This window comes from Streptomyces sp. CNZ287, from assembly GCF_007827615.1.
Map to the genome: position 1 here is coordinate 18,006 of NZ_VISV01000027.1, position 25,767 is coordinate 43,772.

General features: G+C 74.2%; 29 protein-coding genes and 2 pseudogenes. 13 read left to right on the forward strand and 18 right to left on the reverse strand.

The annotated features are described in order from the left end of the window. The first annotated feature begins 81 nt into the window (after nucleotides 1–81). The 4 genes from FB457_RS32550 (at nucleotide 82) to FB457_RS32565 (ending at nucleotide 4,232) form a co-directional block, all read left to right on the forward strand. Nucleotides 82–1,398 carry a hypothetical protein gene (locus FB457_RS32550; RefSeq protein ID WP_253911192.1) on the forward strand — a complete coding sequence of 439 codons (1,317 nt, stop codon included), beginning with the start codon at nucleotides 82–84 and terminating at the stop codon, nucleotides 1,396–1,398. A 321-nt stretch (nucleotides 1,399–1,719) separates the two neighbouring features. After that, nucleotides 1,720–2,691, forward strand: a complete 972-nt coding sequence (locus FB457_RS32555; protein ID WP_145784200.1) for a DUF6454 family protein — start codon at nucleotides 1,720–1,722, stop codon at nucleotides 2,689–2,691. Nucleotides 2,692–2,928: 237 nt separating this feature from the next. Beyond that, the gene (locus FB457_RS32560; protein ID WP_145784202.1) at nucleotides 2,929–3,222 is read left to right on the forward strand and encodes a hypothetical protein; all 294 of its coding nucleotides are present in this window, start codon (nucleotides 2,929–2,931) and stop codon (nucleotides 3,220–3,222) included. Further along, nucleotides 3,219–4,232, forward strand: coding sequence for a metal-dependent hydrolase (locus FB457_RS32565; protein ID WP_047015601.1), 1,014 nt, complete (start codon nucleotides 3,219–3,221; stop codon nucleotides 4,230–4,232). The genes FB457_RS32560 and FB457_RS32565 overlap by 4 nt, the downstream gene beginning before the upstream one ends. A gap of 756 nt (nucleotides 4,233–4,988) precedes the next feature. On the opposite strand, the gene FB457_RS32570 is transcribed toward FB457_RS32565, so the two are convergent. Both FB457_RS32570 and FB457_RS32575 read right to left on the reverse strand, forming a co-directional pair. Beyond that, nucleotides 4,989–5,471 carry an SRPBCC family protein gene (locus FB457_RS32570; protein ID WP_145784204.1) on the reverse strand — a complete coding sequence of 161 codons (483 nt, stop codon included), beginning with the start codon at nucleotides 5,469–5,471 and terminating at the stop codon, nucleotides 4,989–4,991. 94 nt (nucleotides 5,472–5,565) lie between these two features. Beyond that, a pseudogene (locus tag FB457_RS32575) lies at nucleotides 5,566–6,204 on the reverse strand (peptidoglycan recognition protein family protein); the annotation flags it as partial. A gap of 219 nt (nucleotides 6,205–6,423) precedes the next feature. Between FB457_RS32575 and FB457_RS32580 the strand changes: the two are divergent. Continuing rightward, complete coding sequence (locus FB457_RS32580) at nucleotides 6,424–6,987, forward strand: EF-hand domain-containing protein (RefSeq protein WP_145784208.1); 564 nt, start codon at nucleotides 6,424–6,426, stop codon at nucleotides 6,985–6,987. A gap of 95 nt (nucleotides 6,988–7,082) precedes the next feature. Here the strand turns inward: FB457_RS32580 and FB457_RS32585 are convergent, their stop codons facing one another. Next, entirely contained in the window at nucleotides 7,083–7,403 is a 321-nt protein-coding gene (locus FB457_RS32585; RefSeq protein WP_145784210.1) for an AzlD domain-containing protein, read from the reverse strand. Then, the gene (locus FB457_RS32590; RefSeq protein WP_078898630.1) at nucleotides 7,400–8,218 is read right to left on the reverse strand and encodes an AzlC family ABC transporter permease; all 819 of its coding nucleotides are present in this window, start codon (nucleotides 8,216–8,218) and stop codon (nucleotides 7,400–7,402) included. The genes FB457_RS32585 and FB457_RS32590 overlap by 4 nt, the downstream gene beginning before the upstream one ends. A 74-nt stretch (nucleotides 8,219–8,292) precedes the next feature. Here FB457_RS32590 and FB457_RS32595 point away from each other — a divergent pair, with 74 nt between their 5' ends. Then, a complete protein-coding gene (locus FB457_RS32595; RefSeq protein ID WP_047015607.1) occupies nucleotides 8,293–8,853 on the forward strand; it encodes a helix-turn-helix domain-containing protein in 561 nt (186 codons plus the stop codon). 73 nt (nucleotides 8,854–8,926) lie between these two features. On the opposite strand, the gene FB457_RS32600 is transcribed toward FB457_RS32595, so the two are convergent. Both FB457_RS32600 and FB457_RS32605 read right to left on the reverse strand, forming a co-directional pair. After that, nucleotides 8,927–9,676, reverse strand: coding sequence for a TNT domain-containing protein (locus FB457_RS32600; RefSeq protein ID WP_047015608.1), 750 nt, complete (start codon nucleotides 9,674–9,676; stop codon nucleotides 8,927–8,929). Nucleotides 9,677–9,853: 177 nt separating this feature from the next. Continuing rightward, a complete protein-coding gene (locus tag FB457_RS32605; RefSeq protein ID WP_047015609.1) occupies nucleotides 9,854–10,516 on the reverse strand; it encodes an arsenate reductase/protein-tyrosine-phosphatase family protein in 663 nt (220 codons plus the stop codon). 165 nt (nucleotides 10,517–10,681) lie between these two features. On the opposite strand from FB457_RS32605, the gene FB457_RS32610 reads away from it, so the two are divergent. Continuing rightward, nucleotides 10,682–11,113, forward strand: a complete 432-nt coding sequence (locus FB457_RS32610; RefSeq protein ID WP_047015610.1) for an SseB family protein — start codon at nucleotides 10,682–10,684, stop codon at nucleotides 11,111–11,113. Nucleotides 11,114–11,125: 12 nt separating this feature from the next. On the opposite strand, the gene FB457_RS32615 is transcribed toward FB457_RS32610, so the two are convergent. The 6 genes from FB457_RS32615 to FB457_RS32640 form a co-directional block, all read right to left on the reverse strand. Further along, nucleotides 11,126–11,500 carry a DUF6221 family protein gene (locus FB457_RS32615; RefSeq protein WP_253911193.1) on the reverse strand — a complete coding sequence of 125 codons (375 nt, stop codon included), beginning with the start codon at nucleotides 11,498–11,500 and terminating at the stop codon, nucleotides 11,126–11,128. A 155-nt stretch (nucleotides 11,501–11,655) separates the two neighbouring features. Beyond that, the gene (locus tag FB457_RS32620; RefSeq protein ID WP_047015611.1) at nucleotides 11,656–12,102 is read right to left on the reverse strand and encodes a DUF7144 family membrane protein; all 447 of its coding nucleotides are present in this window, start codon (nucleotides 12,100–12,102) and stop codon (nucleotides 11,656–11,658) included. A gap of 113 nt (nucleotides 12,103–12,215) precedes the next feature. Further along, the gene (locus FB457_RS32625; RefSeq protein WP_047015612.1) at nucleotides 12,216–12,863 is read right to left on the reverse strand and encodes a potassium channel family protein; all 648 of its coding nucleotides are present in this window, start codon (nucleotides 12,861–12,863) and stop codon (nucleotides 12,216–12,218) included. Beyond that, on the reverse strand, nucleotides 12,860–13,657 hold the full coding sequence (locus tag FB457_RS32630) for a family 1 encapsulin nanocompartment shell protein (protein WP_145784211.1): 798 nt from the start codon (nucleotides 13,655–13,657) through the stop codon (nucleotides 12,860–12,862). The genes FB457_RS32625 and FB457_RS32630 overlap by 4 nt, the downstream gene beginning before the upstream one ends. Then, nucleotides 13,654–14,706: a Dyp-type peroxidase gene (locus FB457_RS32635; protein WP_047015614.1), complete on the reverse strand. Its 1,053-nt coding sequence runs from the start codon at nucleotides 14,704–14,706 to the stop codon at nucleotides 13,654–13,656. Before FB457_RS32635 ends, FB457_RS32630 begins: the two co-directional genes overlap by 4 nt. Before the next feature lie 120 nt (nucleotides 14,707–14,826). Continuing rightward, nucleotides 14,827–15,201, reverse strand: coding sequence for a DUF6401 family natural product biosynthesis protein (locus FB457_RS32640; protein WP_047015615.1), 375 nt, complete (start codon nucleotides 15,199–15,201; stop codon nucleotides 14,827–14,829). A 196-nt stretch (nucleotides 15,202–15,397) separates the two neighbouring features. On the opposite strand from FB457_RS32640, the gene FB457_RS32645 reads away from it, so the two are divergent. Beyond that, nucleotides 15,398–16,405, forward strand: coding sequence for a glycoside hydrolase family 6 protein (locus FB457_RS32645; RefSeq protein WP_047015616.1), 1,008 nt, complete (start codon nucleotides 15,398–15,400; stop codon nucleotides 16,403–16,405). Between the two features lie 88 nt (nucleotides 16,406–16,493). Here the strand turns inward: FB457_RS32645 and FB457_RS32650 are convergent, their stop codons facing one another. Both FB457_RS32650 and FB457_RS32655 read right to left on the reverse strand, forming a co-directional pair. After that, on the reverse strand, nucleotides 16,494–18,308 hold the full coding sequence (locus tag FB457_RS32650) for a hypothetical protein (RefSeq protein WP_145784212.1): 1,815 nt from the start codon (nucleotides 18,306–18,308) through the stop codon (nucleotides 16,494–16,496). Between the two features lie 404 nt (nucleotides 18,309–18,712). Then, nucleotides 18,713–19,405: a haloacid dehalogenase type II gene (locus tag FB457_RS32655; RefSeq protein WP_047015617.1), complete on the reverse strand. Its 693-nt coding sequence runs from the start codon at nucleotides 19,403–19,405 to the stop codon at nucleotides 18,713–18,715. 314 nt (nucleotides 19,406–19,719) lie between these two features. On the opposite strand from FB457_RS32655, the gene FB457_RS32660 reads away from it, so the two are divergent. After that, nucleotides 19,720–20,730, forward strand: coding sequence for a lytic polysaccharide monooxygenase (locus FB457_RS32660; protein WP_486589223.1), 1,011 nt, complete (start codon nucleotides 19,720–19,722; stop codon nucleotides 20,728–20,730). A gap of 152 nt (nucleotides 20,731–20,882) precedes the next feature. Here FB457_RS32660 and FB457_RS32665 read toward each other — a convergent pair whose 3' ends face one another. Next, the gene (locus tag FB457_RS32665) at nucleotides 20,883–21,524 is read right to left on the reverse strand and encodes a TetR/AcrR family transcriptional regulator (protein ID WP_047015619.1); all 642 of its coding nucleotides are present in this window, start codon (nucleotides 21,522–21,524) and stop codon (nucleotides 20,883–20,885) included. Between the two features lie 117 nt (nucleotides 21,525–21,641). On the opposite strand from FB457_RS32665, the gene FB457_RS32670 reads away from it, so the two are divergent. The 3 genes from FB457_RS32670 to FB457_RS32680 are packed head-to-tail and all read left to right on the forward strand — an operon-like array spanning nucleotide 21,642 to nucleotide 22,974. Then, complete coding sequence (locus FB457_RS32670) at nucleotides 21,642–22,079, forward strand: nuclear transport factor 2 family protein (protein WP_047019868.1); 438 nt, start codon at nucleotides 21,642–21,644, stop codon at nucleotides 22,077–22,079. Then, on the forward strand, nucleotides 22,076–22,435 hold the full coding sequence (locus FB457_RS32675; protein ID WP_145784214.1) for a heavy-metal-associated domain-containing protein: 360 nt from the start codon (nucleotides 22,076–22,078) through the stop codon (nucleotides 22,433–22,435). The genes FB457_RS32670 and FB457_RS32675 overlap by 4 nt, the downstream gene beginning before the upstream one ends. Nucleotides 22,436–22,437: 2 nt before the next feature. Next, on the forward strand, nucleotides 22,438–22,974 hold the full coding sequence (locus FB457_RS32680; protein ID WP_047015620.1) for an anthrone oxygenase family protein: 537 nt from the start codon (nucleotides 22,438–22,440) through the stop codon (nucleotides 22,972–22,974). Nucleotides 22,975–22,989: 15 nt separating this feature from the next. On the opposite strand, the gene FB457_RS32685 is transcribed toward FB457_RS32680, so the two are convergent. The 3 genes and pseudogenes from FB457_RS32685 to FB457_RS32695 all read right to left on the reverse strand — a co-directional run bounded on the left by FB457_RS32685 (nucleotide 22,990) and on the right by FB457_RS32695 (nucleotide 24,145). After that, nucleotides 22,990–23,235, reverse strand: a complete 246-nt coding sequence (locus tag FB457_RS32685; RefSeq protein ID WP_145784216.1) for a glycoside hydrolase family 18 protein — start codon at nucleotides 23,233–23,235, stop codon at nucleotides 22,990–22,992. Further along, nucleotides 23,199–23,369 (reverse strand): annotated as a pseudogene (locus tag FB457_RS36595) (ADP-ribosylglycohydrolase family protein); the annotation flags it as partial. The pseudogene FB457_RS36595 and the gene FB457_RS32685, both read right to left, overlap by 37 nt. Nucleotides 23,370–23,542: 173 nt before the next feature. Continuing rightward, nucleotides 23,543–24,145 (reverse strand): MarR family winged helix-turn-helix transcriptional regulator, encoded by a 603-nt coding sequence (locus FB457_RS32695; RefSeq protein WP_078898205.1) that lies wholly within the window; start codon nucleotides 24,143–24,145, stop codon nucleotides 23,543–23,545. 95 nt (nucleotides 24,146–24,240) lie between these two features. Between FB457_RS32695 and FB457_RS32700 the strand changes: the two genes are divergently transcribed. Next, complete coding sequence (locus FB457_RS32700; RefSeq protein WP_047015622.1) at nucleotides 24,241–25,677, forward strand: MFS transporter; 1,437 nt, start codon at nucleotides 24,241–24,243, stop codon at nucleotides 25,675–25,677. Nucleotides 25,678–25,767 lie beyond the last annotated feature (90 nt).

A 25,767-nucleotide genomic window follows, 5' to 3' on the forward strand; every position in this document is an offset into this window, starting at 1 on the left:
CGCTGGGTGGGGCCGCCGGCTTTCGCATGCCCGGACCCCCCGTGGCGGACGCCCGCGCACACTCCTGCTATCGTCATGAAAATGATTGTCATTACGAAGACAAGGAAGACGCTCGCCGCGGGCGTGGCGGCGATAGCCCTCGTGCTGGCCGGCGGGTGTGCGGAGAACGACGACGATCCGGGCGGCGGAAAGCCCGGCGCCGGCCGCGCGTCGGACGCGGCCGGCGGCGAGCAGGCCGGCGCCGACCGCTCCGGCTGGCCCGCGGAGAAGACCGCCCACGGCGCCCCGGAGCTGCGCGCCGTCGTCACCGAACAGGGCTCGGGCGCCGTCCGGGTCATCGGCCTCGCCGACGGCGGCACGGTGCGTACGCTGCGCGTCGAGGGCCAGTCCAGGCCCGTGCGGACCGAGGACGACACCCACGTCCTGCTGCCCCAGGGCGAGCAGGGCGTCACCCACCTCCTGGACGCCGGCATCCGCTGGGAGGACCACGGCGGCCACCAGGACGCGCACCACGAACGCCCCCGGCTCCTGGGCAGCCTGAAGGGCGAGTACCCCTCGCACGCCGTGCCGCACGGCGAGCACGTCACCGTCTTCGACGACGGCACCGGTACGGCCCGGGTGCTGCACGTCGGCGCCGAGGACGCGAGCACGGAACCGGAGCGCGAGCTGAAGGCGGAAGGCCCGCACCACGGCGTCGCCGTGACCCTGGAGAACGGCGAGATGGCCGTCACCATCCCCGGCGAGACGGAGGAGGACCTGCCCGTCGGCGTACGGGTCCACGACGCGCACAACCGCGCACTCGCCGCCTTCCGCGACTGCCCCGAGCTGCACGGCGAACACGCCGTCGGCGACGATCTGCTGCTCTTCGGCTGCCTGGACGGTGTGCTGGTGCTGGAGCGCGGCGACGGCGGCAAGTGGAAGGCCGACAAGATCCCCAACCCGGCCGGCAGCGGCGAGGAGGAGCGTGTCAGCTCCTTCGCCGGGCACAGCGGCGACGCCGTCCTCGGCACCTTCGGCGACGAGGCGATGGCCGCGCTGGACCTCGGCGAGCGCACCATGCGCCGCGTCGAACTACCCGCCGCGCGCGCCGCGTTCACCTGGGACCCGTACTGGGACCGGGGCCTCGCGCTCACCGCGGACGGAGAGCTGCACGGCGTCGACCCGAAGGGCGCGAAGGTCGTCGCCTCCTCGAAGGTGACCGAGCCGTTCGAGGTCTCGGAGGACTGGACCAAGAACCAGGCGGCGCTGGCGCCGGGCGAGGAGGCGGTGTACGTCACCGATCCGTTCACCGGCTCGCTGATCGAGGCGGAGGTGGCCAGTGAGGGGTTCGAGGTGACGCGGACGATGGAGCTGGGCTTCACGCCCTACTCGCTCACGGTGCTGGGCATGGCGGGCTGAGAAAGGGGCACCCGGACCGCGGTGGCGGGGCATCAGCGGACGGCGCGGTGTCCCGTCGCCGTGTCACCTGCCGCGCCGCCGTCCCTCCCCGCGGCGGCGCGGTGTCCCCCTCGCCGCGTCCGGTCACGGTGCCGAGTCCGCCCTGTCCCGGCACCGTGTCCTTACTTCGTGTTCCGTCGCCGTGTTCCGCTGTTCGCCGCGGGATTGCCTCGCCGCCACGTACGGGCAGGATGGCCTCGCCATCATCGGGCGCCGGCCGGCGAGCGCCGCGGGGAGCACCCCGCCGTCCCGGCCGGCCCGCGAGGGAGAGGATCGATGCACATGAGGTACGTCAGGACGCTCGGCGTCACCGCCCTGGCCGCGGCTCTGCTCGGCACCGTCGCCGCCTCCGCCGCCCCCGCCGCGCGCCCCGGCGGCGGCCACGGGACCGAGCGCGACGCCCCCGTCGTCGAGGCCGTCGCGAAGCTGGACCGCAACAGCAAGTGGGAGCTGGTCGAGAAGCTGCCGCTGGACTTCGAGACGTACCACCCGCAGGGCATGACCCGCGTCGGCGACCGGCTGTTCCTCTCCAGCGTCGAGGTCATCGAACCGCCGGTGCGCTACCCGGAGCCCGTCGACGGCTACGACCGCAGCCCCGGCCGCGGCGTCGGCCACCTCTTCGTCCTCGACCTCAGGGGCCGGCTCCTGGAGGACCTCACGCTGGGCGAGGGCGACATGTACCACCCCGGCGGCATCGACACCGACGGCCGCTCGGTCTGGGTCCCGGTCGCCGAGTACCGGCCCGACAGCGCCGCCGTCGTCTACCGCGTCGACGTCCGCACGCTGAAGGTGACCGAGGAGTTCCGGGTCGACGACCACATCGGCGGCGTGGTGCCCGAGCCGCGCACCGGCAAGGTGCACGGCGTCTCGTGGGGCTCGCGGACCTTCTACACCTGGGACCGGCACGGCCGCCAGATGCAGCGGCGTCCGAACCAGAGCCACTTCGTCGACTACCAGGACTGCGCGTACGCCGACTCGCGCAAGATGCTCTGCACCGGCATCACCGGCTTCAAGAACGCCTCCGGCGCCGACTTCGAGCTGGGCGGCATCGCGGCGATCGACCTGCGCACGTTCGGCATCGAGCACGAGGTGCCGGTGCAGCTCTGGTCGACCGGCGGCCACGTCGCGACCCGCAACCCCGTGCATCTGGAGGCGCTGCGCGGCGAAGGACTGCGCATGTGGGCGGCGCCCGACGACGGCGCCTCCCCCGCGGGCACGGAGCTGCTGGTCTACGAGACCAGGCCCGCGAGCTGACTCCGGAATGCCGGGCACCGTGCCCCATCCCGTAAGATCCCGGACGACCGAGGGGGGCCTGCGCGGCCGGGGAGGCGCGCCGGCGGACGACGGAACGGTGGGGCGCGGTGCACGGTGACGGTGCGATACGCGACGGCATGGCCGTACGCGGAAGCAGAACGGGACGCGGGGGCGGGCCCATGCACATACGGACGACTCACCCCGGGCAGGCGGGCCGCGCCGCGGGGGTGACCCCCGGTGCGTAGCCGCCCGGCGTTCCTGCGGCCGGTACGCCGCACCCGCGCCGGCGACGTCGCCGGCTACACGGCCGCCGTGATCGCCCTCGTCGCGGGCGGCGCGATCTTCACCCGCTCCATCCTCACCTGGACCCGCGGCCCGGTGGTCGCGATCGCGGCGATCCTCCTCACCGGCTGGGCCGTCGACAAGGTACGCGCCCGGCGGCACCCCGGGGACGACGAGCCGGATGACGGCCGGGACGGCGACGGGGGCAGCGGCGACAGGGGCGACGGCGGCGAGGGGGAAGACCGGTGAGCTGGGCGGCGCATGAGCTGGAGAGCTACATCCTCCACAAGCACACCAAGGTCAAGGTCTCGTACCTGGCGGTCCTCCTCGGCTGCTTCCTGCCCGACATGGGCACCAAGGGCACCGTCTACGGCTTCGAGATAGGCAGCTTCTCCTTCAAGCCGGAGAACGCCTGGGACTACCACCGCGGCTGGCCGGGCGTCGGCTTCACCCACACGCTGGTGTGGGGCGTGGTGCTCGCGCTGGCCGTGCTGCTGATCTTCAAGAGCCGGGAGTGGGCGCTCGGCCTGCTGATCGGCCAGTGGGCGCACGTGCTGACCGACTGCTTCGACAGCGTCGGCGTAATGCTCTTCTTCCCCTTCACCGACCAGCACTACTCGACGGGCATGTGGGCGTACGCGGCGCAGGAGGGCCGCTACGGGGACGCCGCCGCGTACTACGGCAGTCTGGGCCTGGCCTGGGATCTCTTCTGGCTGGCGATGCTCGCGTACAACTACCGCTCGCTCACCGCCAAGTACTTCAGGCAGCACGTCTATCCCGCGGACCCCGCATGGGGCTGGCTGCGCCACCGCGTCGGCCTCTCCGACCGCTTCCTGCTGGCGCTCTACCACGCCTACTTCCTCTACGGCGCGTGCCGGATATTCGCCTGGACCATCTGGGCGCAGGCGTCCGAGGACGCCCCGATGGACTGGAAGTGGGGCGGCCCGTACTGGGTCGACAAGGCGACGGTGGAGCATCCGCCGGTGACGGAGTTCCTTTCGAACACGCTGGTGGGACTGACGGGGCTGGTGGCGTTCTGCTGGGTGGTGTGGCTCGCGGTGGGGCGGCGGCTGTGGCTGCATACGCCGCCGTACGCGGAGGTGGAGTTCGTCCGCACCTCGGTGCCGCGGCCGCGCTACTCGGAGGAGAACGACCGGGACGACGGGGACGGGGAACGCCCGGACGACGGGGACGACGGGGCTTCCGCGGACGCGGACGCCGACGCGGAGCCGGTGCGGCAGAGCCCCGACCGCACGTAGCGGGAGACGCGGGCGCCGCGGACGCTCCAGGTTCCGCACTCCCTGAAGTGCTCGCGCAGCACGGCGCGTTCGGCCGCCTCGCCGGGCTCGGCGTCGAACGGCTGCCCGGGCGGGTCGCGCAGCACGACGATCCGGCCGTGCACGGCGTCGAAGTGCGGCAGGGTCTGCCACAGCGCGGTCAGGCCGCGGTGGGCCATCTCGTACGTGACGGCCTCGTCCCGCCACATCGTGCCCTGCCGGCCGAGGCCCCAGAGCCCCAGGACGAGCGCGGCGGGCGCGAGGACGAGGGGCACGGCGGCCACGCCGCGGCCCGGACCCCGGACGGCTTCGGCGAGGGCGGTGGCGGCCGGGCGGTGGCCCGGGGGCTCCGCGTCGGGGGCGGGGGCGAGGCTGCGGCGCTGGACGGCGGCGACGGCGGGCTCCGGCGGGAAGAGGGCCAGGACTCCCCGGAGTCCGGCGGCCACCCGTTTACCGGGCAGCCCCCACTCGACGGGCCTATCGATTCGGTCGGCGTGAAAGGGGGGCCGGGAACGCGAGGGGTCGCCGGAAGCCGGCGCCGGATCCGGCCGCAGGACCGGTGCAGCGGTTCGCGTACACGCTGCGCATGCTGCGGCACGAGCCGGGCGCGCCGACGCACCGCAACCCGTCCGGGCGCGCCGGTTACTCCGCCGAGGGCGACGGGGAGCTGCGGGGGGGGCCACCCCGCACACACCGCCGCACCTGCGGAGGGTGGGCCCCGGACCGACTCGTCCCGGGTCAGGTGAGGGTGAGCAGGAGTGCTTCGAGGTTGTCGAAGGACGTGGTCCACGTCGCGCGGGCTGTGGGGCGGCGCTCGGGTGGGTAGGTACGGGTGAACGTCAGGCGGGTGCCGGGCAGGGCCGGGGACAGGTGGATGCGGGTGCTGACCGGGGCGGGGGTGCCGTACTCCGGCATGGGGGCGGAGGTGAGGACGAGGAGGTGGGGGGCGGCGAGTTCGGTGATGTGGTTGCGGAGCCAGTGGCGGCCGCGGTCGGTCGTGTCGCCCTCGGTGTCGTCGGCCGCGTCGACCATGCAGTAGTCGAAGTGGCCGCCGACGTACGGCTCGACGGTGACGGTGTCGCGCGGAACGGTGTAGCCCCGCGGACCGATCCACCGCGCCAGCAGGTCCGCCTCCGTCCACGCCCGGTGGACCAGCGGCGGCGGCGCGGGCAGGTCCCGGACGACGAGCGGCACGGTGGTGTCGGCGGGCGATGCGGTCACGGTGCCTCCGCTGGGTGGCCGGCGTACTTCCTCGCCTTATACAACCCGCACGGCACGCCGAGGCTTCCCGGGGGACGGGTCAGGGTGCGGAGCCTGAGGGGTCCGGTGGGGTCGGGGGCTCGCCTTCCGGCTTGCCCGCCAGGCGTTTGGCGATGCGTTCGCGCATCCCCGGCATCCCGAAGCCCACCGGGTCGATCTTCTGGTCCGTCCACTCCTTGTGGCCGATCACCGACTTCGCCTGCCAGCCGTGGGCCCGGCACAGCGCCGCCGCGGCCCGCTCGGCGGCCTCCAACTGCGCGTCGGGCCACGGGTCCTCGCCGTCGCCGAGGTTGATGCACTCGAAGCCGTAGAAGCGCGCGTTGCCGTCGGTGTTCTGCTCGTTGGGCGAGGGCGGGCGCTCCCCGTACCGCTCGGCGATCACCGCGCGCAGCACCTCGTCGTCGCCCAGCCCCGCATGGTTCGCCCGGCCGTGGCCGACGAGGTGGACCCGGCCGCTCTTGTCGATGACGCCGTGGCAGAGCGGGCCCGGCAGGTCGGACCTGCCGCGGTAGCAGAGCCGGACACTGTCGTCCGTGCCGGACGTGGCCGTGTGGTGGAGGACCACGCCGTGCACCGGGCCCCACGGGCCCACGCCGTTGCGATTGTGCGTGCGCCATTCGCCGTGCTCGACGGTCGTCAGCCCCTCGCGCTTCAGCGCGCGCAGCACGACGGCGGCGGACAGTGGTTCTGCCATGCGAGCAACCCCCCGGCTCTCCCTGGCCGGTGACGTCGGTCCGCGCCGGCCTTCGACACCGTCACCCACTCATCGTAAATCCCCCCTCACTCTCCGTAAAGGGGTCGGCTCCCCATCCGTCTCCGGGCCACCGTGCGCCCGCCCAGGCGCCCCTGTGCACCCCGGTGGACCGGCCGTAGCGTCGTGCACCGGCGGCAATTCCTGCGGAGAGGACGGCTCGTGGAGGTATCGACGTTCCTGGCGCGGAAGCTCGCGCGGCGCTTCCGCACGTACGACACGGACGGCGACGGCTATGTCGACCGCGCGGACTTCGAACGCGCCGCCCGGCAACTGGGCGAGGAGTTCGGCCACGGCCCCGACTCGCCGGCGCGGCGCCGGGTGGAGGAACTGTGCCTCGGGGTGTGGGAGCGGCTCGTACGGGCCGCGGACACGGACGGGGACGGGCGGGTCGACCAGGCCGAGTACGCGGCGGCGTTCGCCGCCGGGCTGCTGGAGACGCCGGAGGACTTCGCCGCGGGGTACGGGGAGTTCCTGGAGGCGATCATGGCGATCGCCGACGTGGACGGCGACGGCGCGCTCGACCATGAGGAGCACGTGCGCTGGACGGGCGCGCTGATGAACCTCCCGGCGCACGACGCCCGCGAGGTCTTCCGCCGGCTGGATACCGACGGGGACGGCCGCGTCACCACCGCCGACCTGCTCGCGGCCATCAGGGACTACTACTTCGACGACGACCCCGCCTCGGCCGGAAGCTGGCTCCTGGGCCCCCTTGACCCCGTCTGACACCCGGCCGGACCGCCGGGCCTTCCCCGTGCCCGTACGGCACCGGGGGCGGCCGGCCCGTAGGGCACGGGCGGCTTGCCGCGGGCGGCGGCAGGTCAGTCCACTCCGCACAGCCGCAGAAGCGCCGCCGTGGCCGCCGCGGCGACCACCACGACCACGAACGGCGCCCGCCGCCACGCCAGGACGCCGCCGACCGCGACGCCCGCCGGCCGCGCGACCCCCGCGAAGCCGCCGTCGTCCAGCAGCGCCTGCGTGCCGACCAGGGCGGTGAGCAGCACGATGGCCGCAACCGTCATCAGCCGCTCCACCCGCGGCTCCAGACGCACGCGGGAGCGGAGCGCGGGTCCTGCGAAGCGGAAGGCGAACGTGCCGGCGCCGAGCACGAAGACGGCGAACACCAGGGGCGTCGTGCTCACGGCACCCGCTCCTCGTCGTACGAACCGGCCCCGGGCTCGTCGTCACCGCTCCCCGGCGCGCCGCCCCCGGGCACGCCTCCCTCGGCCACTCGGCCGCTCACCGGACCGCCCTCCGCCACCGCACCGCTCCCCTGCTCCCGAGCCCTCTCCCCACCGGTCCCCGCGACCGCGAGCCCCGCCAGCGCCAGCAGCACCGGCACCCCCGCCGGCAGGAACGGCGCCGCCGCCAGCGCGACGCCTACCCCCACCAGCGCCGCCCGCCGCGTACCCGCCTCGCGCAGCGACGGCAGCACCAGCGCGAGCAGCACCGCGGGGAACGCCGCGTCCAGCCCGAAGGCGTCCGTGTCGCTCACCGCCGTACCGCCCAGGGCACCGAGCACCACCCCCGCGTTCCAGCAGGCGAACAGCCCCACGCCACACGCCCAGTACGCCGCACGCCGCCGCACCGGGTCCCGCTGGGCCAGGGCGAACGCCACGGTCTCGTCGATCATCAGATGGCTGCCGGCGAGCCGCCGCAGCCTCCCGCCGCCCAGCGCGTCGCCGACGGTGAAGCCGAACGGCACGTGCCGCGCGTTGACCAGCAGCCCGGCCGCCACCGCCGCCAGCGCCGTACCGCCGGAGGCGACGATGCCGACGAACATGAACTGCGCCGCCCCCGCGAAGACCACCACCGACAGCAGCACCGGCAGCCACAGCGGCAGCCCCTCGCCGACCGCGATGGCCCCGAACGAGACGCCGACCAGGGTGTCGGCGGCGCAGACGAGCGCGATGTCGCGGGCGAGGTCGCCGCGCAGGGTTCGCCATATCGAACGCATGACTGCCATGCTGGACATCCGCTACTCTGTTCGTCAAGTCGAATAAACGACCGACAGAGCGAACGGAGCGTGCCATGGTCCCGAGCGACGGAGCCCCCCTCGACGCCATCGCGGCGTCGCTCCAGCGCGAGCGCCGCCGTACGGGGCTGACGCTGACGGAGCTGGCCCGCCGCGCGGGCATCGCCAAGTCGACGCTCTCCCAGCTCGAGTCCGGCACCGGCAACCCGAGCGTGGAGACCCTGTGGGCCCTCAGCGTCGCACTCGACGTGCCCTTCTCCCGGCTGGTCGAGCCGCCCCGCCCGCGGGTGCAGGTCATACGCCGCGGCGAGGGCCCTTCCGTGCCCTCCGAGCACGCCGACTACGCGGCGACGCTGCTCGCCTCCTCCCCCGCCCACGCCCGCCGGGACATCTACCTCGTCACCGTCCAGCCCGGCGTCCCGCGCCGCTCGGATCCGCACTCACCCGGCGTCGTGGAGCACGTGATACTCAGCAGCGGGCACGCGCGCGTGGGCGTGGCGGAGGAGCCGGTCGACCTGGAGCCCGGCGACTACACCTCGTACCCCGCCGACGTCCCGCACGTCTTCGAGGCCCTGGCGCCGGACACGGTCGCCGTCCTCGTCTCCGAGCACGACTGACGCCGCGCCTCCCCGCAGGCCGGCTGACCAGCCGGCCTGCGGGAACCGCCGGGCGTCACACGGGTGCAAGGCGTTACGCGGGCGCCAGGTAGCCGTGCTCCAGCAGCCAGGTGACGTTCAGCCGCTGCCCCTCGCCCGGGTCGAGGAACACCGGGTCGAGCTTGATCTGCTCGCCCCCGCCGGGCTGCTCGAACCACGGCGCGACGGCCCCCTGCCAGACCCGGAACGGCTTCGTGACCTGGTAGACGCGGTAGTCGCAAGGGGCGTCGGGATCGCGGGTGTTGAGGTTCTGCGGGGGCAGCGCGCGCTCGGCGTAGCGGTCGCCGGCGGGGGCGAGGTAGCCGCCGTACTCCGAGCCGAAGCGGTCGAGGAGCTGCCCGGCCTCCAGCCGCGTCGCCTCCCGGTCGACGGTGCCGTTGACCTCGGCGAAGCCGTCGTTCGGCGGGTACTTCCAGGTGCCGCCCTCGGCGGGGCCCGTCCAGTACTTATCCAGGAACGCGGCCGGCGTGAGCGAACCGGTGGGATGCCAGCCCTGCAGCAGCGGCCCCACCCGCGGCTCCCACCGGCCCGGCAGGTGCTCCGGGCCCAGCCGGGCGTCGCCGAACCGCTCGCCGGTGCAGACGGGCGCGGCCCGGGAGGAGGCCCCCACGGCGGGGGCGGGTACGGGGGCCGCGCGGCCGGTGGCCGGGGGGTGGAGGACCGAGGGGCGGGTCGCGGGGTCGGGGTGCCCGGCGGCGCCCGCCGCGGCGGGGACGCCGCCGGCCAGCCCTGCGGCGGCGACGAGGACGGCAAGTGCCGTGCGTACGGTGCGGGTTCGCGTCACGGTGGGGGTTCGCTTCACGGTGGGGCCCTTCGCGCTCGGCGGTCGGCGGCCCCACCATGATCCGCAGGGCGGGCGGCGGGCCCGCAGACCAACACGCGCGCCACCGCCCGCCCTTCGGGTGAACCGGGCGCGCCCGGGCGGGCGTACGGAACCGGCGGGCGCGGCCGTCCGCCGCCGTCAGCCGCGGGGCGGTATGCCCAGGTCCGCGAGGAGTTTGCGGACCCGCTGCTCGATCTCGTCCCGCAGCGGCCGCACCTCCGCCACCGCCCACCCGTGCGGATCGGCCTGCGGCCAGTCCACGTACCGCTTGCCGGGGAAGACCGGGGAGGCGTCCCCGCAGCCCATCGTGACGATCACGTCCGCCGCCCTGACGACCTCGTCCGTCCACGCCGTGGGGAACTCCCCGGAGATGTCGATCCCCCGCTCCCCCATCACGGCCACGGCCGCCGCGTTGGCCGAGGCGCCGGGCGCGGAGCCCGCCGACCAGGCCACCGCGCGGTTCCCCGCCAGCCGGGCCATCAGGCCCATCGCCATCAGGCTGCGCCCGGCGTTGTGCGCGCAGAGGAAGAGCACGACCGGCCGCCCGTCGCCGCTCACCTCCTCCACCCGGGCCAGCGCGTGCAGCCGGCGGCGCGCGTAGCGCTCGGTGAGGCGCGGCAGGTCGTCCGGCGGGGCGCCGCGTACCGCTATGTCCCCGTACGCGCCGTACAGGAACCGCTCGATGGTCTGCTCGCCGAACACCCCCTGGAACTCCGTCCGTAACCTCTTGGCGGCGGTGTGCAGCGCGAGCCGGTGACCGGCTCTGGGATCGGGTCGTACCTGGCCCCCGGGGTCGCTCATCGCCCGGATTATGGTCCCTCCGGGCCGCGCGCACACCCGGAACGGCTCCGTCACCCGTTCCGGGAGTGACAGCGGCGGCACGTTCGACGCTGTACGGGGTAGGCAATGCCGCGGGCGGGCCGGAAGGGACTGCGCGCCGCGGCACACCGGAGGAAGCGAAGGACCATGACCGAGGCACCGCAGGGGAGCGACCCCTCGACCACTCAGCGGGCGCTGGAGGCACTGGCGACCGACGCCAAGGACCCGGCGGCGCTGCACGCGCTGGCCCACAGCGAAGTCCTCGTGCCCGTGCCGGACGAGGGACCGGGCCCGCAGGAGGAGGGCGCGGAGCAGGAGGGGGCCGGCGCCGAGGAGAGCATGATGCTGCCGGTGATGGAGCAGCCGAACGGCGACCGGCTCGTGCCCGTCTTCACGTCCGAGTCCCGGATGGGGTACGCGCTGCCCTCCGTCGACAAGTACCGCAAGCTGCCGCTGGTGCTGCTGGCCAACGCCTGGCCGTCGGACGAGGTGTATCTGACCATCGACACCGGCAGTCCCGGCGCGCTGACCCTGAGCGCCGCGGGCGTACGCACCCTCCTCGGCCGCTCCGGCGGCTGACCCCGCCACGCCCTACGGCACCGGCGGCGGGCGCCACGCCTCCCGGTACCCGGGGTGGCGCTGGAACGGCAGCGCCAGCGTCGCCACGACGTGGATCATCGCCGTCGCGCAGCCGTCCAGCCGGGCCGCCTCCAGCGCCTCGGCCGGCTCGACGCCGAGCCCGGCGGCGGACCGCTCCGCGATCCTGCGGCCCGCCTCGTCGGCCATGAGGGACCACCGCTCGCAGTTGTCCACGACGGCCTGCTTGGCGTTCAGCTCGGCGACCTCCCGCTGCCAGTGCTGCAACCGCTGCCCGACGGCGGTCCTGCGCTGCTCCGCGTACCGCTCGCGGAGGAACGCGACCAGATCGCGGGCGCGGTGGGCCGGCTCGTGGAAACCGTTGTTCATGTCTGCGGCGCTGACGGTTCACACCTCCACACGACGGGACTCCCGTAGTTCAGCGTCGCCGCGTGGAAAGGTGTCACACCGTACCGGCCGGAGCGGGCGCTTCCGCAAGGGGAGCGGAGGCGCCCGCCGCCGGGGCCGCCGCGGTCCGCGAAACCTCAGACGAGCGAGCGGGACCGGTCGGTGCACAGCGCCCAGATCACGAAGACGCCGATGGCGATGTTCACGATCGCCCACACGGGCAGGTACGGCAGCCACGCGAAGTTGGCGATCACCGCCAGGGCGGCCAGCGCGACGCCCAGCAGCCGGGCCCACTCGTTGCCCATGAGGATGCCCAGGCCCGCCGCGGCGACGACCACGCCGAGTATGAGGTGGATCCAGCCCCAGGTCGTCAGGTCGAACTTGAACACGTAGTCGCCCTGCCGGGCGTACACGTCGTCGTGGGCGATGCCCGCGATGCCCTGGAACACGGCGAGGACGCCGTACACCAGCATCATCACCCCGGCGAACACCGTGCCCCCGGTCGCCCAGGGGCTGCCGCCGCGGTGCGGTGGTGTGGGGCTCGGCGACGTCGTGCCGTGGGAGGAGGCGGTGGGGGAGGTCATCGGAACACACTCCTTACCGAGGGCCGCCGGGAGGTGGCCAGGAGTCCCAGCATCACGCCGCGGCCGCGGGCGGACGATCCCGTGACGGCCGTACGGGTGAACGCCCGGGCGCCTCAACCCCGCCCCGCGGACGGCCCACCCCCGCGCCGCCGCCCCGTGCCGCGCCGCCGCCCCCTGCCGTGCCGCCCTCCGCCGCTGGTCCGCCCCTCGCCCAGTGACCGGCGCAGCCGGCGGCTCAGCGCCGTCGCCGCGGCGGTGAGGAAGACGAAGCTGTACGTGATCTGCCCCATCACCAGGATCCGGGCCGTCTGCCCACGCGCGGTGATGTCGCCGTAGCCGACGGTCGCCACGGTCGCGACCGTGAAGTACAGGGCATCGACCCGGGTCCGCAACCCGTGGAACTCCGCCGAATGCCGGGCGATCCCGTTGTACGCGGCGGAGAAGACCAGGAGCGAGGCGATCATCAGAAGCGGGATGGTGACCCCCGGGCGGGCGTGCGGCACCTCCATCAGCACCGCCCGGATCTCGCGGAGCAGCAAGAGGGTCACCGTGCTGAGCGCCAGCGCGAAGAGAGTCCAGCTCAGCTCGGGTCTCTCCCCGCCGAGCAGGTGCAGAGGCAGCAGGAAGTACGCGACGACCATGAGCGCCACGGGTACGACCTCGCGCAGCCAGGCGAGCAGAGGGTCCCGGCGGCGCTCCGGGCCGTCGTCCCGGTGACCGCCCCGGACGTCGGCCTCGTCGTCGTCGCGCGGACTCTTCACGCCCGTAGGACGACGATCGCCTCGTCCGTGTACGTCAGGAACGTCAGCGTCTCGTGCAGGTAGAGCTGCACCGTCTTCGCGTCGTGCACGGTGTACCCGATGGCCAGGTCCTCGCCGAGGCGCAGCTCGAAGTCGCCGCCGCGGGTGGACAGCGCGAGCCCGCCGGTCATCGCCGGGGCCCAGATCAGCTCGCCGTCCAGCAGCCGGGAGATGTGCTGCGCGACCGGATAGCCGTGGTCGGCGGTCTCGCTCACCGCCGTGTACGCGTCCGCCCCCAGCAGCAGCGAGTACGGGCCGTCCACGCCGGCCAGCCGCAGCGCGGAGAGCGCCCGGCTGACGGTGTCGGGGTAGTCGCGGACTTCGGCGGGCAGGCTCAGCTCGGGCAGCGAGCTGCGCGTGCGCAGGCCCTCGACACCGGCGGCCGCGTACCCGTCGGCGATCATCCGGTCCTCGGCGAACGCGGCGGTGCGGGCGGCGTCCTTGACCGGCTGCCAGTCGGAGTCCCGGGAGCCGCGCTCCACGTCGTCCACGGCGTCGCGGCTGACGGTGAACGGCACCCGCAGCTCGATCAGCGACTGCGCCGCGCGCAGCCGCGCCGTCGCGCCGGGCGCGGGCGGGGCGATCTCCTCCAGGTGCCCGGTGCCGACGGCGGCCAGCTCCGGGCCCTCGGGCCCGGTGACGTCGACGACGCGGCGGCCCGCGACATGGCGGCGGAAGGTGCGCCGGGCCTCCTCCTCGATCTCCGCCCAGGCCGCCTGGGTGATCGGAGCGAGTTCGCGGTGCAGGTTGTTCATCGTGCAGGTGCTCCTTTGAGGCCGCCGATCCCCAGCGGGCCGTCACCGGCGCCCTGCGGGTCGGGTACGGGGCCCGGGGCGACGGGGTCCGGAACGGCGGCCGCCGCCGCGCCGAGGGCGGCCGGCAGGGCGGGGAGGTCGTCGAGGAAGCCGGCCGCGGGGGCGAAGAACAGGCAGCCGGTCACGGCCGTGGACAAGTCCAGGATCCGGTCGTACGTCCCGGGCGGGCGGCCGAGGAACATGTTCTCCAGCATCTCCTCCAGCACCCCGGGCGCGCGCGCGTAGCCGATGACGTACGTGCCGAACTCGCCGTCGCCGACGGAGCCGAACGGCATGTTGTCCCGTACGACCTGGCGCTCCTCGCCGCCGGGGCCCGTGATCGTGTTGAGCGCGACGTGCGGGTCCTCTGGCTGCACGCCCTCCGGCAGCTCGGTGTTGCCCAGCTTGGTGCGCCCGATGACCCGCTCCTGCTCCTCGGTGCTCAGCGCCTCCCAGGCGTCGAGGTCGTGCACGTACTTCTGCACCATCACGTAGCTGCCGCCGGCGAACCGCGGATCCTCGGGTCCCGTGAACACCGCGGCGCCCGCGGCCCGTCCGACCGGGTTCTCGGTGCCGTCGACGAAGCCGAGCAGGTCGCGCATGTCGTAGTACGTGAAGCCGTGCACCTCGTCGGCGACCGCGACGGCGTCGCCGAGCCGGGCGCGCAGCCGTCTGGCCAGCTCGAAGCAGAGGTCCATGCGCCGGGAGCGGATGTGGAAGAGCACGTCGCCGGGGGTGGCGACGGCGCGGTGGCGCTCACCCTCCAGTTCGCGGAACGGGTGCAGACCTGCCGGGCGCGGGCCCTGGAAGAGCCGGCCCCAGACGGCGGCGCCGATGCCCGCGACGCACGTCAGATCGTCGTCGGGGGCGCCGAAGCCCACGGCGCGCTGGCGCGCGGGGAGGTCTTCGAGCACGTCGCGGATCGTGTCCTCGCCGCCGGGCGCGACGGTGACGACGAGGAACACCGCGGCGGTGGCGGGCGGGGCCAGCACGGGCTGGGGTTCGGGCACGGTCCCTCCTGGTCACGGGGGCATTCGTGACGATACGGGACGTACCGGGCAGCGCAATCCGGCGGCGGGCTGCGTTCACCCGCCCGTGCGGCGGGGAGTCGTACGGGGGACTTCGCCGGGTCAGCCCGACAGGAGGTCGTACTCGCGGATCAGCCAGCAGACCGCCGTCAGCCGCAGCACCGCGAAGTCGTAGCCGACCGGCTCGCGCCAGTCGCTCTCGGCCAGCACGTCGGTGAACCCGACCACGTAGTCCGTCAGATCCTCGCGGCGCATCCGCTGCGGCGCGCAGACGCGCTCGATCCGCTGCGGCAGGAGGTCGTGCCAGGGGCGGCGCTGCCGGGGCACGATCGCGTCGCGTACGGCGGCCGCGTGCTGGTCGACGGCCGCGACGAGCCCCGGCTCGAAAGCGAACTCCGACAGCCGTGGCAGGTACCTGGCGGCGACGGCGGTCAGCGGGCAGCCGACGGCTTCATCCCCGGGTCTTCCCACGTTCACCGGTCGACTGTAACCCGGATCCCGCGGACCTCCCGTCGTGAGGTACGTCCCACGCACCGCCGCCCCGCGCGCGGGCGGTGTTTCCAGCCCGGCGGTCCGCCACTATGCTCCGGCAACGCATGGGAGCGCTCCCAAACCCGCACACCTCCCACCCGGAGACCCCCGTCTCCGGCAGACGCGACAAGGACGGACCACCATGCGCGTACGCATCCTGCGCCGATGGCGCCGCACCGCTCTCACCGGCCTCCTCGGCGCCGGCCTGGCCCTCGCCGGCCTCGCCACCGCGGCCCCCGCGACCCCGGCGGCACCCGCGGCCGAGCCGGACTCCGGCGCCGCCGCCCCGCACGCCTCCGCCGCACTGCCCGGCCCTCTGTACGTCGACCCCGACTCCCAGGTCCGGCGGTGGACCGCGGCCAACCCCGGCGACTGGCGGCAGCCGGTCATCGCCGACCGCATCGCCTCCCAGCCGCAGGCCCGCTGGCTCTCCCAGTACAACCCCGGCACCGTGCAGCAGGAGGTCGCCGGCTACATGTCCGCCGCCGGCGACGCCCTGCCCGTGCTCTCCGTCTACGGCATCCCCGACCGCGACTGCGGCGGCGCCAGCTCCGGCGGCGCCCCCGACCTGCCCTCGTACCAGAACTGGATCCGGCTCATCGCCGCCGGCCTCGGCGACCACCCCGTGGTGATCATCCTGGAGACCGACGCGCTCGCCCTGGAGGACTGCCTCGACCAGGCGGGCCGCGACGCCCGGCACGCGGCGCTGCGGCAGGCCGTCACCACCCTGAAGGCCGCGGGCCCGCAGACCCACGTCTACCTCGACGGCGGCCACTCCGCCTGGCACTCCCCCGGCGACCAGGCCGCCCGGCTGGCGGCGTCCGGGGTCGCGGAGGCGGACGGTGTGTTCACCAACGTCTCCAACTTCCGCACCACGGCGGAGGAGGTCGCGTACGGCAAGCAGATCCTGGCCGCGCTCGGCGACCCGGACCTCAGCCTGGTCGTGGACACCAGCCGCAACGGCAACGGCTCCAACGGCGAGTGGTGCGACCCCTCCGGCCGCGCGCTGGGCGCGAACCCGACGCTCACCACCGGGGACGACGCCGTCGACGCGCTGCTGTGGGTCAAGCCGCCCGGCGAGGCGGACGGCTGCGCGGCGGGGGCGGGGCAGTTCGTCCCGGACCTGGCGTACGCGCTGGCGACCAACTGAGCCCGCCTGCCACCGGCCGGCGTTCAGCCGGGCCGGTCCGGGCCGGCCGCCACCGACCCGGACCGGACCCGGCTCTCAGGGGTGGCCCTCAGGGATAGATCAGCGGCTCGTAGCCCGCGCGCACGTCGGACTCCGAGGACTTGACGTACACCTCGGACGGCGGGCCGGTGTCGACGCCGTAGTACGTGTACTCCAGCACGGCCGGGCAACTGGCGCCGCCGATCTCGACGGTGGTCTTCTTCGCCAGCTTGCCGGTGCGCAGCTCGTAGACCCGGACGGGGATCTCCCGGTTCTTGAAGGCCACGTTGACGGAGCCGCCGATGGCTATGTCGTCCTCGTACGGGCAGTTCGCCACCGTGGCGCCGTGCTTCGACGAGCCCGCGCAGATGATCGCCACCGCGTCCTTCGGGTCCTTCGCGAGCCAGGAGGACGGCAGCTTCGAGCGGTGCTTGCTCTGGCCGATGAGCATCGCGCGGTGCGGTCCTTCGCCGCGGTAGGGCTTGGCGCCGCGGTACGGGGCCGGGTTGTCGCAGTACGCGGGCTTCTCGCCGTACTCGCCGGGCTTCAGCAGGCCGCGCACCTTGTCGAGCTGGATGGCCAGGTCCGCGCGCTCGACCCCGTCCTTCGCCGCACCGGCCAGCTCGCTGTCGGGGTACTCGTCGAGGAGCTGCTCGTACTGCGTGCGGGCCTGCTTCCAGGTGTCGTCGGCCATCAGCGCGTCGCCGCAGTCGACGATCGCGGCGGGCGCGACCTCGGGCACGACGTCGGCGGCGCGCGCGAGGCCGTCGTCGCCGGTCTCGTGGGCACCGAGCCAGTCGGTGACCTCCTTGGTCTGGCAGGCGTCGTCGGTGGGCAGCGCGCCGAGGAACCCGTCGATCGCCTTGTCGACGTCGCCGCTGCGGTCCTCGCGACCTTCGGCGTCACCGCCCGCGTACTCCTGGAGGACGGTGGCGAGATGGCCGAAACCCGCGCTCAGCGCGTCGGTGTCGCCGGTCAGTCCGGCGTCCAGCTCGTCCTCGGCCTGAGCGAGGAGGAGGTCGGCCCGGCGGCCGGCGGCGCCGTCCCAGAGCGCGCCGGGGTGGGCGGCGTACGCCTTGAGCGTGCGGGCGCCGCGTATACGGTCGTCCTCCGCCTGGCGCTCGGCCTTGAGCAGCAGCTCGCACGCCTCGGTGCCGTCCTCGGCGCGGGCGGTCAGCGGGGCGTCGGCGAGGCGGTGGCCGAACCAGAGTCCTTCGAGGTCGGAGACGGCCTGGGCGCATTCGCCCGCGCGGTGGGCGTCGGCGGCGTTGCCCTCGATCCGGGAGGCGTCGAGGCGCAGGGCGGTGCAGGCGAGGAGGACGGGGGCGGCGACGAGGAGGGCGACGAGGCGGTCGCGGCGCACGTTCGCGGGGAGGACGGGGGGTGCGGAGGGGGGCGGGGGCGCGTCGGCGGGCTCGCGCTCCGCGGCGTGCGCGGCCCCGGCTGGCTGCGCGGGCTCCGCCGGCTGTATCTCCGTGGCGTGCGCGGACGCCTCCGGCACGGCGGCGCCGCGGCGGGGCAGGCGGCCCCCGGCGAGATACCAGCCGTGCACGGTGACGCCTATCCACCACGCCAGCACGACGGCCTGGAACCATGCGTTCCGTCCGGCCGTCGCCAGCAGGATGACGAGCATGACTGACACGCCCGCGGCGCCGAAGGCGATCCGTGGCCTGCGGAGCATCCCGTAACCGATGCCCAGCAGCGAGGCGTTGGCGAGCCCGACGGCGTACGGGTCCCTGGCCCGTACGGGCACGGGTGCCAGCTCGAACACCGGGCGGTCGGGGCCGAACGCGAGGATGTCGGGTTCGGTGGGCTGCTGCCCGGAGCCGGCGCCCCGCCCGGGTTCGGCGGGCGGCTCGCTGGGCATCGGGGGAAACGCTTCCATCGTGATCCCTTTCTCGGGCGAGCCACCGGCGGGCCGTCCCCATCTTTCGGCACCGGAGCCGGGAGGGGTCCCGGAACACCCGCCCCCCGGCGGGCACATGAGCCGCCAGGGAGATCGTGGCCCACCGCGGCCCCGCCGAACAGACAGAACCCGGCCTTGCCGCGGGTCACGGAAGCGCATCCGGCGCCCCGCGCCCCTCGCGGGGCGGGTGCGCCGAGTGGGACCTGTGAGGACTTGCGGAGTGCGCTTGCGGCGGCGTAAGAGCGACGGCGGATGTGCCGCAGCGCGCGCTGCGGCACATCCGCCGCCCGACTGCCGTCCGGTCCCGGGTATGCCCACCGTCTGCGCGCCACGGGGCCCACCTGTAGCGCCACGCCTTTCTGCCGGCGCGCCCCGCCGTGCGCCTACTGCGCCGTCAGCGCCCGGACAAGGCCGTCCATCCCGTCGAAGTGCCGGTCGAACGCGTCCGTCGCCGCCGGCGGATCACCGGCCGGCCGCGGGACGTACGCCGTCCGCAGCCCGTTCTCCCGCGCCGCGCGCAGGTCCCAGGCGTGGGCGGCGACCATCAGCACCCGCTCGGGCGGGCAGTCGGCGGCTCGGGCGGCGAGCCCGTAGACCTCGGGCGCCGGCTTGTAGGCCCGTACCGCCGCGCCCGACAGGGCCTGGTGCCAGCGCAGCCCGCCGTGCGCGGCGAGATGGAGCAGCGCGGGGCCGGAGGCGTTGGAGAGCCCGGCGACGGGGAAGTGCCGGGCGATGCGGTCGAGTCCGGCGGCGGAGTCGGGCCACGGGGGCAGCCGCCGGGTGGCGGTGGCCAGCCGGGCGACGGCCGCCGGGTCGGTGACCCCGGCGCGTGCGGCCACCAGCTCGGCGGCCTCGCGGTCGACGGTCTCGCTGTCGGCGTACGGGCGCTCGCCCCGGGCCATCCGCGCCTGCTCGGTCTCGACGTGCCGCTGCCACAGGGCGAGGAGTTCGCCGGCCGCCGTGTCGTCGGCGGCGGGCGCGGCGGCGCGGATCTCCGCGCGCAGCCCGCCGGGTTCGTCGACGAGCGTGCCGAGGACGTCGAAGACGACGACCTGGGCGTCGCGGATCTCGGGCATGTGTCTCTCCTGTTCACGGCGGGCTGTCGTGATCGGCAACAACGCCGCCGGCCGGTCCATGCCCGGAGGAGGGGAAGAGATGTCCACATGCGGGCGCACATTCCGTTTACAGCCGTGAAATCCCGCGCTACCGTCAATGGGAGCGCTCCCATTGACCTGTTCACGACGAACGTGAGACCCCCTGCCAGGTCGGTCGCCCGCCCCGGCCCCGGGCCCGAGCCCTGTGCTCCGGGACGGCCCGGCGGCCCGGCACGCGCACCGAAGTCGCGGGCTCTCGCGTCAGCGCTCAGGGAGAACCCGAAGGAGACCTGACCATGGCTGTCCAACGACTCGTCCGCGCCGCGCGATCACTCCGGCTCCGGCGCACGCTCGCACTCGCCGGGGTCGCGGGCGTCGCGACCGCCGCGCTGGCGGTGCCCACACCCGCGTCGGCCCACGGCGTCGCGATGGTGCCCGGCTCGCGCACGTTCCTGTGCTACAAGGATCTGATCGCGAACAGCTCCACGCAGATGCCGCAGAACCCGGCGTGCAAGGCGGCGGTGCAGTCCGCCGGCACGACGCCGCTGTACAACTGGTTCGCCGTGCTGGACTCCAACGCCGGCGGGCGCGCCCAGGGCTACGTACCGGACGGCAAGCTCTGCAGCGCCGGCGACCGCAGCCCGTACAACTTCTCGCCGTACAACGCGGCCCGCACCGACTGGCCGCTCACGCACCTCACCTCCGGCGCGAACATCAACCTCGAGTACAGCAACTGGGCGCACCACCCGGGCCGGTTCGAGGTCTACATCACCAACAACGGCTGGAGCCCGTCCAAGACGCTGGCCTGGGGCGACCTGACGCACCTGCAGACCGTCACCAACCCGCCGCAGGCGGGCGGCGCGGGCTCGGACGGCGGGCACTACTACTGGAACCTGCAACTGCCGCAGCGCAGCGGGCAGCACATGCTGTTCATCCAGTGGATCCGCTCGGACAGCCAGGAGAACTTCTTCTCCTGCTCGGACGTCGTCTTCGACGGCGGCAACGGCCAGGTCACCGGGCTGACGCCGGGCGCGATGTCGGCGGACGAGGTCAAGGCGCTGGGTGCGGGCAAGGAGAACACCAAGGCCGACCCGGTCAAGGGCGCGCACGGCGACCACGGCGCAGCTGCGCCGCAGGCGCAGGCGGTGGAGACGCTGAACGAGGGCGAGTCGAACCTGGCCGCCTCGTCCGACGACTCCTCGGCGGTGCTGCCGGCGGCGCTTGCGGGCGCCGGCGCGGTGATCTTCGCGGGCGGCGCACTGGTGTACAACCAGCGCCGGAACGGCCCGGGGAGGCAGCAGACCTGACGGCGGCGACGGGGGCGGTACGGACGGCGGCGCCGAGGGGCGACGCCGCGCGGGGCGGGCGAGCACGGGGGCGCCCGGCCTCGCGAAGGGCCCCCGCGGCCCGGGCCGACGGGCCCGGGCCGCGGGTCGTACCCGTACGCACCCTCGGGGCGCTAGAGCTCCGCTTCCGCTTCCGCCTCCGCCCCATGCAGCCGCAGCACCCCCACGCGCAGCGCTTCCGCCGCGGCGGCCGGGGTCATCCGGCCCGCGGCGACCTCCGCCCCTGCCGCGTGGCCGAGGGCGACGGTGGCGGCGGCCAGCCAGTGCGGCTCGGCGTCGCGCGCGAACTCCCCCGACTCCTGGCCGCGGCGGGCGATCCGCTCCAGCCGGTCGGTGATCGGCCGGTGCTGCTCGTCCTCCTGCCGGCGGTCCGCGGGGGGCGGCTCCGCGTGCCGGAGGCCGGGGTAGCGGTCGGCGATCTCCCAGCTCACGTCGAGCAGCCGCAGCAGGCCCGTGGCGGCGGGGAGTTCGTCGAGGCGGGCGGCGTCGAGCGCGGCGTCGGTCTCCGCGGTGACGCGGTCGAAGACGGCGGACAGCACCTCGTTGCGCGAGGGGTAGTGGGCGTAGACGGTCTGGCGGGTGACGCCCGCGGCGGCGGCGATGGCCTCGACGCTGGCCTCGGGCCGCTCGCCGAGCAGCCGGACGGCGGCGTCGACGATGGCGGACCTGCTGCGCTCGGCGTCGGCGCGGCGGCGGCGCGGGGCGGGCCGGCGGCCCGCGGACTCGGCGGGTTCGCCGGATTCCCTGGACGGCAAAGTCTTACACCTTGTCAAAGTTGTCTCGGGCGCTATATCTTACGGAGTGTAAGAGATAGCGCCTGCGGGTGCCAGGCCGCCGTGCGCGCGGGCTCGCCCGCCACCGGGGGGAGCGAGATGACAGACACAGCCCGCCAGTTCATGACCGAGTTCTTCACCTCTTTCACGCGGGAGATCACGGCGGACGGCAGCGACCCGGGCCCGGTCGTCGACCGGTACTACACGCCGGACATCGTGCAGACGGCCGACGGGATCCGCATCGACCGGGAGCGGCTGGTGGCGCACATCCGCCCGGTCCGTAAGAACCTCGCGGACTTCGCCTTCGAGGTGCACGAGGCGCTGCGGGACGGGGAGCGGATCGCCGCCCGCTTCACCATCCACGCCACTGACCGCAGGGGCCGGCGGACGGCCACGGAGGTCCATCTCTTCGGCGAACTGGCCCCGGACGGCCGGATACGCAGGACGCACCAGCTCAGCAGGACCATCAAGGACCCGGAGGCGGACGGGACGAGCCCGCGGGGGGAAGAGGCGAGCAAGGAGGGGGACGGTCCGTGATCGAGACCCGTCACACCGTGCTGGGCATGGCGTGCAGTCACTGCGCGGCCATCGTCGGCGAGGAGATCGGCCGGGTCCCGGGCGTCACGGACGTGCGCGTGGACATAGCGGCCGAGACCGTGGTCGTACGGGCGGACCGCCCGGTGCCGCGGGCGCACATCGACGCCGCCGTGGAGGAAGCCGGCTACACCCCGGCCCCGCCCCCGCCCGACCCATGCGGCACCGCCCCGCCCGGCACCGCCCCGCGCGAGACCGGACCACCCGACACGGCACGACCTGGCACCGCCCCGCCCGGCACCGCCCAGCCCCACGCCGCGCCACCACCCGCCGAACCGCCCCCGACGCCACGGAGTTAGCCGTGCCCATCCGTATCCTCACCGCCGTCGCCCTGCTCTCCGCCGGGCTGCTCGCCGGCGCGTTCGGCTACGGCGCGGTGAACCTCGGCCCGACGTTCGACGCCGTGCCGCTGGAGACCCGCCTGTCGTTCCACGCCGAGCTGATGAAGATGAACTCGCCCGTGATGCAGACGGCGATGACCCTCACCGCGCTCAGCGCGCTGGCCCTCGCCGCGCTGCACCGCGGCCGCGAGCGGCTGCTCGCCGCCGGGGCCGCGCTGCTGGCGCTGGCGTCGTTCCTCATCACCCGGTTCGGCAACGTCCCGATCAACTCCGACATCAAGAAGTGGGCCGTCTCCTCGGCCCCCGCCGACCACGCGGAGATACTCCGGCGCTGGGACCTGTACAACAACCTGCGGACGCTCACCGCGGTCGCCGCCTTCGCCCTGCTCATCACCCTCGCCCTGCGCCGTCGCGCCGCACGCCCCGCGGACGCGGCAGATGCGGCGGACGCGGCGGCACTCCTGGAGCGGACCCCGGGGGTGCCGGCGCACCCGTAGCGGTGTGCGGGTGGTTCAGCCGGTGAAGCCGGCGGTGATGCGGGTGAACTCCCAGTTCGGACGGTCGCGGTTGACCGCCCAGAAGGCCATCCGGCCGATCTGGTGGGAGTTGGCCCAGTCGCGGATCCGGGCCCAGATCTGCGGCGTGGTGACCTCGCCCACGTCACTGAGCGGCCGGGTCCAGCGGGCGGGGATCGCGTCCAGCCCGTAGTACGCCCCCGCGAGGTTCCCTCCCCGGGATCCCAGCCACCGCCGCCGCACATCTCACCACCGGCACCGGGCGCGGGCACTCGCGCGGAAAACGCTCCCCCGGGACCGAACTCGAAGGGCGCGCCCAGGGCGTCGCCCACCGCTGAGCCGACGATCACGCCGGCGGCCCGCTGCATCCGCTTCATTCGCGCAGGTTAGCCGTACCGCGCCGACGCGGACGTGGCCCCGTGCCCTTGCGACAGACCGATGCCAGACCGGTGTCGCCGCCGCGGGCCGGACGATCCTGACGAGTTGTCAGCGACGGCCGGTCCCGAAGCCGGTCCACACGAGTCTCCGCCCCCGCCAGGCCCCCGCCCCGTCAGGCCCCTGCCCCCTGCGGGGCGTCGCCGTCGGACCCGCTCGCGGGACCGGCCCCGCCCGCCTCGCCTGCCCCGTCCGCCCCATCCGGCCCGCCGCCGGAGAGCCGCTCCACCTCGGCCGCCCACTCGTCCACGTGCGCGACGAAGTCGTCGACCATCCGGTGGAACAGCTCCGCGAGCGTCCGCAGATCCTCCGGCGACCACTCCGCCAGCGCACCCTGCATCCCCCGGCACGCCACCGCGCGGATGCGCCCGATCGCCTCGCGCCCGGCGTCGGTGAGCTGGATGCGCTGCGCCCGGCGGTCGTCCGGATCCGGGACGCGGGACACGTACGCCGCCTTCTGCAACTGCTGTACCTGCCGCGTCACGTGCGACGCCTCCACCCCGAGCCGGTCCGCCAGCTCGCCGAGGCGCAGCGGCTCGGAGTCGTCGATCTGCCGCAACAGGGCCACCGCCGCCCGGTCGAGCGGCACCTCGGCCAGCGCCATCAGCCGGTCGTGCTGCCGCGCCCGGCTGCTCAGATAGGCGATACGGCTGAGGGCACGCTCGATCTCGGCCACGTCCGAGGAGACGTGGGTGGCTTCAGGCGGCCGGACAGACATGGGGATCACTTTAACCTTAATTTGCTTGACTCAACTAAGTATCACCTGCTTGCGTAAGTCAAGTAATCCACTTCCCGTCGCAGGAGTCCACCCCGATGACAGACACCGCCACCACGGTGGCCGAGGACGGCCGCGCCGACCGGCCGGGACAGTCCTCAGGACCCGGCCTGACGCTGCTCGCGCTGGCGTCCGCCGGACTCGTCGTATCGCTGCAGCAGACGCTGGTACTGCCCCTGCTCCCCCAGCTCATGCAGACGTTCGACATCTCGGTCGCCGCGGTCTCGTGGGTCTTCACCGCGACGCTGCTCGCCGGGGCGGTCGCCACACCACTGCTCTCCCGCTTCGGCGACATGTACGGCAAGAAGAAGATGATCTCGGTGACGATGGGCCTGCTCGTCGCCGGCTCCGTCATCTGCGCGATAGCCGACTCGCTCGCCCTCCTCATCGTCGGCCGCGCGCTCCAGGGCACCGCCGCGGCCGTCATCCCCCTGGCCATCGGGATGATCCGCGACTCCTACCCGCGCGAGAAGGTCACAACGGCCATCGGCGTCGTCAGCGCCACCCTCGGCGTCGGCGGTGCCGTGGGCATGCTCGTCACCGGTCTCATCGCCGACAACACCGACTCCCACCACCCGGTCTTCTGGATCGCCGCCGCCATGGCCGCCGTGGGACTGCTCTTCGTGCTCTTCTGCACCCGCGACTCCGGCCGCCGCGCCGGCGGCCGCCCCGACCTGATCGGCGCCGCCCTGCTCGGCGGCTGGCTGGTCAGTCTGCTGATCGGCATCAGCCAGGGCAACTCGTGGGGCTGGACGGACGCCCGCATCCTCGGCCTGTTCGCCGCGGCGGTCGTGCTGTGCGCCGTCTGGGTGGCCGTCGAACTGAGGATGCGCGAGCCGCTCGTACGGCTCCAGATCCTCGTCGGCCCCAAGTCGCTCTCGGCCAACCTCGCCTCGCTGCTCCTCGGCTTCTCGATGTTCGCCGCCTTCACCCTGATCTCGAACTTCATCCAGACCCCCGAGGCCGAGGTCGGCTACGGGCTCACCGGCTCGGTGCTCGACGTCGGCCTGTACATGCTGCCGAGCACCCTCACCATGCTGGTCTTCTCCACGCTCTCCGGCCGCATCGAGGCCAGGATCGGGGCCGCCTGGACCCTCGCCACCGGCTCGGTCATCGCGGGCGTCGCGTACGCCTGGCTCGCGCTCATGCACGACTCCGCGCTCGACATCATGATCTTCAGCGGCATCCAGGGCCTCGGCATCGGCATCGCCTACGCGGCCCTCGGCACGCTCGCCGTCCAGCACGTGCCCATGGACCAGAGCGGCATCGCCAGCGGCATCAACTCCCTCGTGCGCACCGCCGGCGGCAGCATCGCCAGCGCCGCCACCGCGGCCGTACTGGCGGCGCAGGTCATCGACGGCACCGAGGTGCCGACGGTCGACGCGTACGTCCTCTGCTTCGTCATCGCCGGGCTCTCGGCCGGCGCGGCGGCGGCCATCGCCGCGGTGCACGGGCTGCGGCACGGCCGCAAGTAGCGCGTACGGCCCCGGGCGCCCGTTCCGTACGGCACCCGGGGCCGGACCCGCCGCCGGGCGGTGGCAGGGGTTCCGTTTCGCGGTCTGCCT

What these genes read in the sequence shown, in the direction of transcription:
- FB457_RS32550 (WP_253911192.1), top strand. Translation starts at nt 82, where the DNA reads ATGATTGTCATTACGAAGACAAGGAAGACGCTCGCCGCGGGCGTGGCG.
- FB457_RS32555 (WP_145784200.1), top strand. Translation starts at nt 1,720, where the DNA reads ATGAGGTACGTCAGGACGCTCGGCGTCACCGCCCTGGCCGCGGCTCTG.
- FB457_RS32590 (WP_078898630.1), bottom strand. Translation starts at nt 8,218, where the DNA reads ATGCGTTCGATATGGCGAACCCTGCGCGGCGACCTCGCCCGCGACATC.
- FB457_RS32595 (WP_047015607.1), top strand. Translation starts at nt 8,293, where the DNA reads ATGGTCCCGAGCGACGGAGCCCCCCTCGACGCCATCGCGGCGTCGCTC.
- FB457_RS32605 (WP_047015609.1), bottom strand. Translation starts at nt 10,516, where the DNA reads ATGAGCGACCCCGGGGGCCAGGTACGACCCGATCCCAGAGCCGGTCAC.
- FB457_RS32610 (WP_047015610.1), top strand. Translation starts at nt 10,682, where the DNA reads ATGACCGAGGCACCGCAGGGGAGCGACCCCTCGACCACTCAGCGGGCG.
- FB457_RS32615 (WP_253911193.1), bottom strand. Translation starts at nt 11,500, where the DNA reads ATGAACAACGGTTTCCACGAGCCGGCCCACCGCGCCCGCGATCTGGTC.
- FB457_RS32620 (WP_047015611.1), bottom strand. Translation starts at nt 12,102, where the DNA reads ATGACCTCCCCCACCGCCTCCTCCCACGGCACGACGTCGCCGAGCCCC.
- FB457_RS32630 (WP_145784211.1), bottom strand. Translation starts at nt 13,657, where the DNA reads ATGAACAACCTGCACCGCGAACTCGCTCCGATCACCCAGGCGGCCTGG.
- FB457_RS32645 (WP_047015616.1), top strand. Translation starts at nt 15,398, where the DNA reads ATGCGCGTACGCATCCTGCGCCGATGGCGCCGCACCGCTCTCACCGGC.
- FB457_RS32650 (WP_145784212.1), bottom strand. Translation starts at nt 18,308, where the DNA reads ATGGAAGCGTTTCCCCCGATGCCCAGCGAGCCGCCCGCCGAACCCGGG.
- FB457_RS32655 (WP_047015617.1), bottom strand. Translation starts at nt 19,405, where the DNA reads ATGCCCGAGATCCGCGACGCCCAGGTCGTCGTCTTCGACGTCCTCGGC.
- FB457_RS32660 (WP_486589223.1), top strand. Translation starts at nt 19,720, where the DNA reads ATGGCTGTCCAACGACTCGTCCGCGCCGCGCGATCACTCCGGCTCCGG.
- FB457_RS32670 (WP_047019868.1), top strand. Translation starts at nt 21,642, where the DNA reads ATGACAGACACAGCCCGCCAGTTCATGACCGAGTTCTTCACCTCTTTC.
- FB457_RS32695 (WP_078898205.1), bottom strand. Translation starts at nt 24,145, where the DNA reads ATGTCTGTCCGGCCGCCTGAAGCCACCCACGTCTCCTCGGACGTGGCC.
- FB457_RS32700 (WP_047015622.1), top strand. Translation starts at nt 24,241, where the DNA reads ATGACAGACACCGCCACCACGGTGGCCGAGGACGGCCGCGCCGACCGG.